The sequence below is a fragment of the Streptomyces mabaensis genome (genome assembly GCF_053763515.1).
In genome coordinates this window covers 50,167-57,110 of the sequence record NZ_JBSOPZ010000043.1, presented here as the reverse complement: position 1 = coordinate 57,110, position 6,944 = coordinate 50,167, and the positions used below count along the sequence as shown (strand labels likewise).

Genomic DNA, 6,944 nt, shown 5'->3' with positions numbered 1-6,944 from the left:
CCACGTTCCCTTCGATGTCGCAACGCCTACCAACTCGCTTGCCACCAGCACGAATGCGTTAACTACCCGGCCTTGGGGCTTGACCTCGGATCTTGGACACGGCTTCTGCGGCTGGTACCGGCGGAACATCCGCCACGGCGCCGCCGAGGACAACAAGTCCAAGGAAGCAGCGGACCACGCGCACCTCAGCCTGCACGTCTCACGACGGCTTCATAAGTGCAGCAGATATGCAGTCAGATCTGAGACTGTGCAGCGAAATTTGAGATCCTACAACCCTGTACGATCTCACGCTCCGTGTCATAGCGCGTCGCGCTGACCAACTCCTTCTCGGGCTGTCTCAGTCCTTGTCCACGTGTTCGCGTCTCAGTTTCGTGGCACTTCTGCAGGACTGGCTTTCGCGGTCGTCTGCTCTGCCCACTCACGCTGGGCCGGTGCTCGTTCCATGCGGCCGACGATGTCCGTCTTGGACGCCGCGTCCAAGGTCTCCGGAAGCTTGTCGAAGGTGGCGGGGAGCACGTCGAGCAGACTCAGGAACTGTTCGCCGCTCGGGGCGGTCAACAGCAGTTCACATCTCCAATGCGGTGACACCTCGGGGCGGTGGCTGAGCTGGTGCACGAGCGCGGGGAACAGGTAGTGCGTTGCCCCTGCGGTGACGTGTTCCCGAAGCCACTCGACCGGAAGCCGCTGGCTGAAGCCGTATGCGGCGGCCTCCTGCTCCAGGTCAAGGAGACGTTCGGTGTCGACGGCTCGGATGGTGCGGGGAGGAGATGCAGCCATGCCGGGATGATGCCAGATGGCCGCGGTGGGCCAGGCTGATGGATCAGCGCGGACGGCCGCGATCTGCCGCCGGGCGGCGTCCCAGATCTCCTCGAACGCGTCGGATGCTAGCCACTCGGGGTCATGGCCTTGTTGGTCTGCTCGACAGCGGTGAGTTTCAGCAGGTTCTTCAGCGGCTGGACGATCCCGGGTGATCTTTTCGTCGGTTGGCCGACGTGTCAGGGCATCGGTGTGAAGTCTGCAGTCTGGTCGAACAGGAATGGAGAGCCAGCCTCGGCCGGTTCCCAGCCCTGCGCCCGCGCCTCCTTGATGGTCGCGGCGACATGAGCTGGCCGAACAGGCTCTGCCTCAACGCCCAACCAGTTACTGGGGTGCGGCCGTCCAGTGGTGACTACCAACGTCGTGCCCGGACGGTCGGCGCCCCCGAGCTCGACTGCGTAAACCAACGGCGTCCAGCACAGGCCCTGCATGTAGGAGGGCTTCCTGCGAATCCGCCAGCGGTATGCGACCCCGTCGACAGTGATCCCGCGGGATCCCTTCTTGTTCAGCGTCACCTCACCCCGCACCCTCTCCCGTCATGGACTGTAGTCCCCTCCTCTGAATCGTCAGAGGATAGCCCTGGCAACAGCGACGACCTTCTTGCCGAAAGGAGTCAATGTCGTGGCTCGGATAGCCAACCAGTTGCGGCCCTGACGACCCGCTTGCCGAGTGGCGTGAGTTGCATGGGCGGCCTCGTTCGGCTCGTTCGAGCAGTGGGCCGCCCAGTTGCCGGGCCAGGCGGTTGATCTGAGTGACGAGGATGGGCCCGCTGACGCCCATGTCACGGGCTGCCGCGCCGAGGGTGGGGTAGGCGGAGGCTTTCACGAACCGTCGGAGTCACTCGTCAGCGGCGAGGCCGTTGAGCGCGGGTCGTAGCACGCGGGGTGCTTGTCTGGCTGTTCCCGGATGCGGAGGCTTTCGTTGTGGCTTGCGCTGCCGCGCGGACGTAGGGGGATCTTGTGCGTTCTGGCACGCTCCAGGCCCGGTCCTCCACCGCTGCACGCCGCTCGGCACGGGCGCTCACAGACGCAGCGAATTCCCCCACCGCACACCCTCAGCCACACACCGACTTCCTGTGCAGCCAAGGTTCCAGCGCAGCGAACGCAGGCGGGGTCGATCACTGCTCTCGCCACCCGGATAGGTGACGCTCCGACCTGCGAGTCTCACGGCGGCGGCATAAATGCCGCCGCCGTGCAGCTCTTGCTGAGATTATGCAGCGAGTTTTGAGACCCTACACCGGCCCGTTGGTTGAGCGTCAGCTCTGGGAGCCCTCTCCGCGGGGGAAGGACACCTCGACACGACGGTTCATCTTCCGGTTCTCTTCGGTGTTGTTCTCGGCAATCGGGAACTGCTCGCCGTATCCACGGATTTCGTAGGTGATATCCGCGGCGGCAAGCTCGCGGGCCAGCACCTTGTGCACGGCATCAGCACGCTGCTTGGACAGCACGTCACCGTGGGCGGAGGAACCGAGGTTGTCCGTGAAGCCGAAGACGCGGACCTTGTTGGCGTCCTGCTTCTTGATCTCCTCGGCGATCGCCTGGATACGCGCGTTGGCCGCACCGCTCAGCTTCGCGCTGTCCTTGCCGAAGAGGACCTCCGCCTGGAGGTTGAACTTGACCTCGGAGTTACTGTCCTCGCGACGCTCGTTACCGCCGTCATCGCCGATGACCTGCTTGATCTCAAGGACCTTGCCCGGAGCGAGCGTTGCGCCCTCCGGCAGCTTGAGGTCGGGGTCGTTGGCGTCGATCTCGCCTTCGAAGACCGAGGTGGCGGAGGGGTTGGGGTCATCGGCGAGGGCTGGAGCCGCGATGCCGGTCAGGGCTAGGGCGAAGGAGACAACGAATGGCGCCCGGCGAAAGGGAACTGTGGTGGTTCGCATGCCGTCACTCACTTCCGAGCGTGAGGGTGACGGACTGGAAGGTCGGCAGCATGAACGTGACCTGGGTGGTGCCTTCCGGCGGTGCCGGGAACTGCATAAAGACGGGGGTCTTGGAGTTGGCCTTGATGACAGGGATTCCGGTGGTGGCCAGCGGACGGTTCTCCGTGTCACGCAGAATGTAGTAGCGCTTCTTTTCCTTCGAGTCCACCAAGGTCGCGCCGCCCAAGGAGGCACCGCCAGCACCCTTCAAGATGGCCAGGTCCGGACCGGACCAGAACGTGGCGTCGTAGAAGTCTTTGCTGCCACTGTTCTTGACTACGCCCGTCACCGTGACAAAGCCACCGGAGTCACGAACCGCTGAGGTCACGTCGAGAGTGATGTCATCCTGGCCTTTGAGCGTGGCGATGACCTTTTCCTCCTCCTGCTTGGCGCTGCCCTTGTTCCCTCCGTCACCCTTTGACGAGGAGGACTTGGATTCCGAAGCCTTTTCAGGCTTGTCATCGCCACCACCGCAGGCTGCCAGGGTAAGAGTCAACGCTACGGCCGCGCTGACGGCCGCCGCCGTCCGACGCACCTGAGAGATCTGCCGCATGCTCATCACTGCTATTCCTCTGCTAGTTGTTCACTCGGTCAGTCGGCGTCGATGAGCCGGACTGAGAAAAGGTCCGCCACATCCGGGAGCCAGTCGTCGTTGGCCGGATCGATGGGCAGGTCCCTGCCATTGCACGTCAAGGTGCCGGGAGAGACAGGCTCGTCCTCGTCCTCGCCGTTCTCGGGGTCGTCGCTCTCACCCGGCTCCGGCTCCGGCCTCGATTCGAAGGTGCACAGCGGCTCGATGACTGCCGTGGCTTCGGTCACCGACTTCATGTCCTCGGTTCCCGGAATCACCGACTCGCCGAACGTATCCAGGCTCTCGACCTGCACCGTGAACCCGTCGCGGTGGCCGTCGTAGGGGTCACACTCGAGCACCCTTGCCTCGTTGATCTCCGCGAATCGCTCCGCCTCTGCGCAGGACTCTCCGTAGCCGAAGCCTTCTCCGTTGAAGAGATCGGACCAGTTCTCCGGGTTGAGTACCGAGCCGAGCAGGTCTCGCCCCAGCTGGTCCCGTGCCTCCTGAGCGGCTGCGAGCGCGGCGGCGTCTGCAGCCCCCTGGGCACCATTGCGGGTTGCCGCGGCCTGGCCGACCGCGAAATAGGCGAACGCGAGGAAGAGCAGACTCGCCACCACCGTGATGTAGATGGGGAAAGCCTGCCCTGCCTCGCGGTGCCTTGGTGCCAGAGCGTGGAGAACTCGCTGCATCAGCCGGCGGTGCCGACGACCGTCCGGATCGTGTTGCCGATCGTGGTGCCGATGTCCGTCATGCTGGCCACCACCGCGATGATCGCGATGACCGCGACCAGCATGCCGATGTACTCCACCGCGGTCTGGCCCTGGTCGGCCTTGCGGGTCATGCGCTCGACCGTGGTGTTCGCCCAGCCGTTGACGCGGATCTTGCTCTCGACGGCGGCCTTCAGAACGATGTTCTTCGACATGGTGTTCCCCTCCGGGTCCGGCCGACCGATTGCCGGCCGACTCGCAAGTTTCTTTGGCGTCTCCTGCGGTTCCGGCTTCCTCCCTGCCGGTGCCGCTTTCGACACGAGAAACGTACTCCGGAACCGGAGTACCGGAAGAGGGCCCCAGGGCCCAATCCAGGGCCCAAAGCGACGTTTGGGCCCCCCCGTTGGCCGCCTGGGTCTCACGACCCGGGCGCTCCGCCCCCCGTTCAGCCATGACCGGCCGTCCCCCCTCCCGTACCTGCACCGTTGCCGTGACCACGTGCCGTGCCGAGCCAGAGCGCGATGGCCTCGCTGCGGCTTGCGCTGTTCAGCTTGCCGAAGATGCGGTTGATGTGGTTCTTGACGGTCTTCTCGCTGATGAAGCAGGTGGCAGCGATCTGCTGATTGGTCATTCCGGCTGCGATCAGGTCCATCACTTCCACCTCCCTCGAACTCAGGCCGAACTCTTCCCTGGGACGCCGCTCCTGCGCAGGCGCCGCCGCGCGGGCCGGAGCGGGCCCCTGTTCCTGCCACGACTGTGCCACATTCGGTTGCAGATGCGAAGTCATGTGCGGGGGCTGCAACGAATCTGATACACGCGAGCCGGTGGGAGAGCCCGAGTTCGGCGCCCAGTACGGTCCGGTTTGCTGCGGGATTCCGTGTGCAGTTGCATCGCTTTGCGGATGAACCGGCGCATGAGGTCCGCCTTGGTACGGAACACCCGTGGTGTACACGGCGCCGAGCCCTTCCGGGAGCGGCTGCCGCGGCACCAGCCCTGGCCCGTTGCGCATATGCGCCAGCAGGGCGTTGGCCGCCGACGCGGTGAAGTGGGCCCGGCCCTCCTTGATGTCCCGTACCGCGCCCACGAGTTGGTCTGCGGTGAACTCGCCGTGGACCACATAGCCGCCCGCCCCGAGCCGAAGGGCCTCCTGAACGATCTCGCTCTCCCGGCTGTAGGTCAGCATCATGACCGGGGCTATGCGCACCAGGTGGGGCAGCACCGACATGCCGTCCACGCCGGGCATGCGGACGTCGAGCAGTACGACATCGGGACGGTGCTGCTGCGCCTCCTCGTATGCCTCTCGTCCGTCGGCCGCTTCCGCGACCACCTCGATGTCCGCTCGGCCGGACAGCAGAACGCCGAGTCCGGCGCGTACGACGGGGTTGTCGTCGGCCACGACGACACGAAGCGGCGCGGGTGCCGCGGGGCTGGGGAGGTCGGGGAAGCCTCCGGATGCCGCCGCCGGCGGGGGAACGGGGACATGACTGGGTGGGTACGAAGAACTGCGAGGGTACGAAGAATCGTCCGGCATGGTGCGGCCTCCTCTCTGGGTGTTGGGGGGAGAGTGGGGGGAAAATTCAGTGCGCGACAGGTGGTGCCGTTGCCGACCTGCCGGCGGGGAGCAGGGCCGAGACGGGGAGATCGAGACGGACTTCGGTCCCGCCGGCCGCCCGCCCCCGGCCGATGCGGATGCGGGCTCCGATACCGGCGGCACGCTCGACCATGCCGACGAGGCCGAAGTGGCCCGCCCGCTTCAGCTCGTCGAGCGACGTGCCCGGGGGCAGGCCTCGGCCGTCGTCGTACACGCTGATGCGCAGTACGCCGTCGACGACCCCGGCGGCCACATCCACGCGCGAGGGGCGGGCATGACGATGAGCGTTCTCCATCGCCTCGGTGGCAACGGTCAGCAGCTGCCTGGCGACGGCGTGCGGGACGGCGGGGACCGGTTCGGTGCCCAGCGTGCGCCAGGAGGACCGGAGCCCGGTCCTGCGCGTGAAGTCGCCGACCTTTGCCGAGAGTTCACTGGCGACGTCAACGCCCGTGGAAACCAGATCGCTCTGACGACGGAGGTCGGAGAGGAGCTCCCGGGACTCGGTGGCCGCGCGGCGGGCCGAGCGGGCCACCAGCTCGGCCTGGTGCTTCACGGTCCGCGGGTCCATCCGGTCCGCGGAGGTGGCCAGCCCTTCTGCGGCCAATGCCACGCCGTGCAGGGTCTTCGCTACCGAGTCGTGCATCTCGCGGGCCAGGCGCGCGCGTTCGCCCTCGACCGCTTCCGTGACGGCGAGCCGGGAGTGGACATCGCTGAGCGCCTGGGTGGCGGTTCCGAAGCGGAGCATCATGCCACGCAGGGCCACCCCCACCGCTCCGAGGATGACGCTGAGCCCGGGAAGGAGACTGGAGTCGGCGAGGGAGGCATCGAGGTGGGTGTTGGCCGCGTAGGCCAGAGCCATGACCAGGACGGTGAGAGCGGTGAAGAAGCCGGCGCCCCGCCAGCCGTAGACGAGTCCGGCCAGCAGAGGGGTGCAGATGGTGACATAGCTCAGCGGGCTCGCCGGCGATGCCGTGAACAGCAGGAGCGCCCCGAACAGGGCATCGACGCCGAGCAGCGCGGGGTGCTTGAGCAGCAGCGGCCCGAAACGCTCCCAGTCGCGGAAGAGCAGGTACGAGCCCATGAAAGTGACCAGGATCGCCAGACCGACGAGCCAGGTGGGCCAGCCGGGGGCGGTCCCGCGGAACGCGAAGGGCGTGGCCAGCGCGATCATCGCCAGCCGGAAGCCGAAGACCTGACGGCACATCGCCTGCAGAGCGCTGAGCTGGATCTGGAGTACGGGCTCGGCTTGGCCGGCAGTCGCAAGGCCCGCGACGCCGGTGCTGGTGATCAGCGCCGACCGGCCCTGGAAAAGCGGGTGTGTCGCCATGTTCTTCCCTCCCT

General features: G+C 66.3%; 9 protein-coding genes. All 9 read right to left on the bottom strand.

Going from position 1 to position 6,944, the window contains the following annotated elements; genetic code table 11:
• Positions 1-363: 363 nt before the first annotated feature.
• Positions 364-777, bottom strand: coding sequence for a hypothetical protein (locus ACWV17_RS29645; RefSeq protein ID WP_455362086.1), 414 nt, complete (start codon positions 775-777; stop codon positions 364-366).
• 218 nt (positions 778-995) lie between these two features.
• Positions 996-1,331, bottom strand: coding sequence for a hypothetical protein (locus ACWV17_RS29640; RefSeq protein WP_455362085.1), 336 nt, complete (start codon positions 1,329-1,331; stop codon positions 996-998).
• 1 nt (position 1,332) lies between these two features.
• A complete protein-coding gene (locus ACWV17_RS29635) occupies positions 1,333-1,596 on the bottom strand; it encodes a hypothetical protein (protein ID WP_455362089.1) in 264 nt (87 codons plus the stop codon).
• Positions 1,597-2,071: 475 nt separating this feature from the next.
• Positions 2,072-2,695: an OmpA family protein gene (locus ACWV17_RS29630; protein ID WP_455362084.1), complete on the bottom strand. Its 624-nt coding sequence runs from the start codon at positions 2,693-2,695 to the stop codon at positions 2,072-2,074.
• A gap of 4 nt (positions 2,696-2,699) precedes the next feature.
• On the bottom strand, positions 2,700-3,293 hold the full coding sequence (locus ACWV17_RS29625) for a hypothetical protein (protein ID WP_455362083.1): 594 nt from the start codon (positions 3,291-3,293) through the stop codon (positions 2,700-2,702).
• Positions 3,294-3,325: 32 nt separating this feature from the next.
• The gene (locus ACWV17_RS29620; protein ID WP_455352761.1) at positions 3,326-3,994 is read right to left on the bottom strand and encodes a pilus assembly protein TadG-related protein; all 669 of its coding nucleotides are present in this window, start codon (positions 3,992-3,994) and stop codon (positions 3,326-3,328) included.
• A complete protein-coding gene (locus ACWV17_RS29615) occupies positions 3,994-4,227 on the bottom strand; it encodes a hypothetical protein (RefSeq protein WP_455362082.1) in 234 nt (77 codons plus the stop codon). The genes ACWV17_RS29620 and ACWV17_RS29615 overlap by 1 nt, the downstream gene beginning before the upstream one ends.
• 230 nt (positions 4,228-4,457) lie before the next feature.
• Positions 4,458-5,543: a response regulator gene (locus ACWV17_RS29610; protein WP_455362081.1), complete on the bottom strand. Its 1,086-nt coding sequence runs from the start codon at positions 5,541-5,543 to the stop codon at positions 4,458-4,460.
• 46 nt (positions 5,544-5,589) lie between these two features.
• Positions 5,590-6,930 carry a sensor histidine kinase gene (locus ACWV17_RS29605; RefSeq protein WP_455362080.1) on the bottom strand — a complete coding sequence of 447 codons (1,341 nt, stop codon included), beginning with the start codon at positions 6,928-6,930 and terminating at the stop codon, positions 5,590-5,592.
• Positions 6,931-6,944: the final 14 nt, after the last annotated feature.

What these genes read in the sequence shown, in the direction of transcription:
- ACWV17_RS29645 (WP_455362086.1), bottom strand. Translation starts at nt 777, where the DNA reads ATGGCTGCATCTCCTCCCCGCACCATCCGAGCCGTCGACACCGAACGT.
- ACWV17_RS29635 (WP_455362089.1), bottom strand. Translation starts at nt 1,596, where the DNA reads ATGGGCGTCAGCGGGCCCATCCTCGTCACTCAGATCAACCGCCTGGCC.
- ACWV17_RS29630 (WP_455362084.1), bottom strand. Translation starts at nt 2,695, where the DNA reads ATGCGAACCACCACAGTTCCCTTTCGCCGGGCGCCATTCGTTGTCTCC.
- ACWV17_RS29625 (WP_455362083.1), bottom strand. Translation starts at nt 3,293, where the DNA reads ATGAGCATGCGGCAGATCTCTCAGGTGCGTCGGACGGCGGCGGCCGTC.
- ACWV17_RS29620 (WP_455352761.1), bottom strand. Translation starts at nt 3,994, where the DNA reads ATGCAGCGAGTTCTCCACGCTCTGGCACCAAGGCACCGCGAGGCAGGG.
- ACWV17_RS29615 (WP_455362082.1), bottom strand. Translation starts at nt 4,227, where the DNA reads ATGTCGAAGAACATCGTTCTGAAGGCCGCCGTCGAGAGCAAGATCCGC.
- ACWV17_RS29610 (WP_455362081.1), bottom strand. Translation starts at nt 5,543, where the DNA reads ATGCCGGACGATTCTTCGTACCCTCGCAGTTCTTCGTACCCACCCAGT.
- ACWV17_RS29605 (WP_455362080.1), bottom strand. Translation starts at nt 6,930, where the DNA reads ATGGCGACACACCCGCTTTTCCAGGGCCGGTCGGCGCTGATCACCAGC.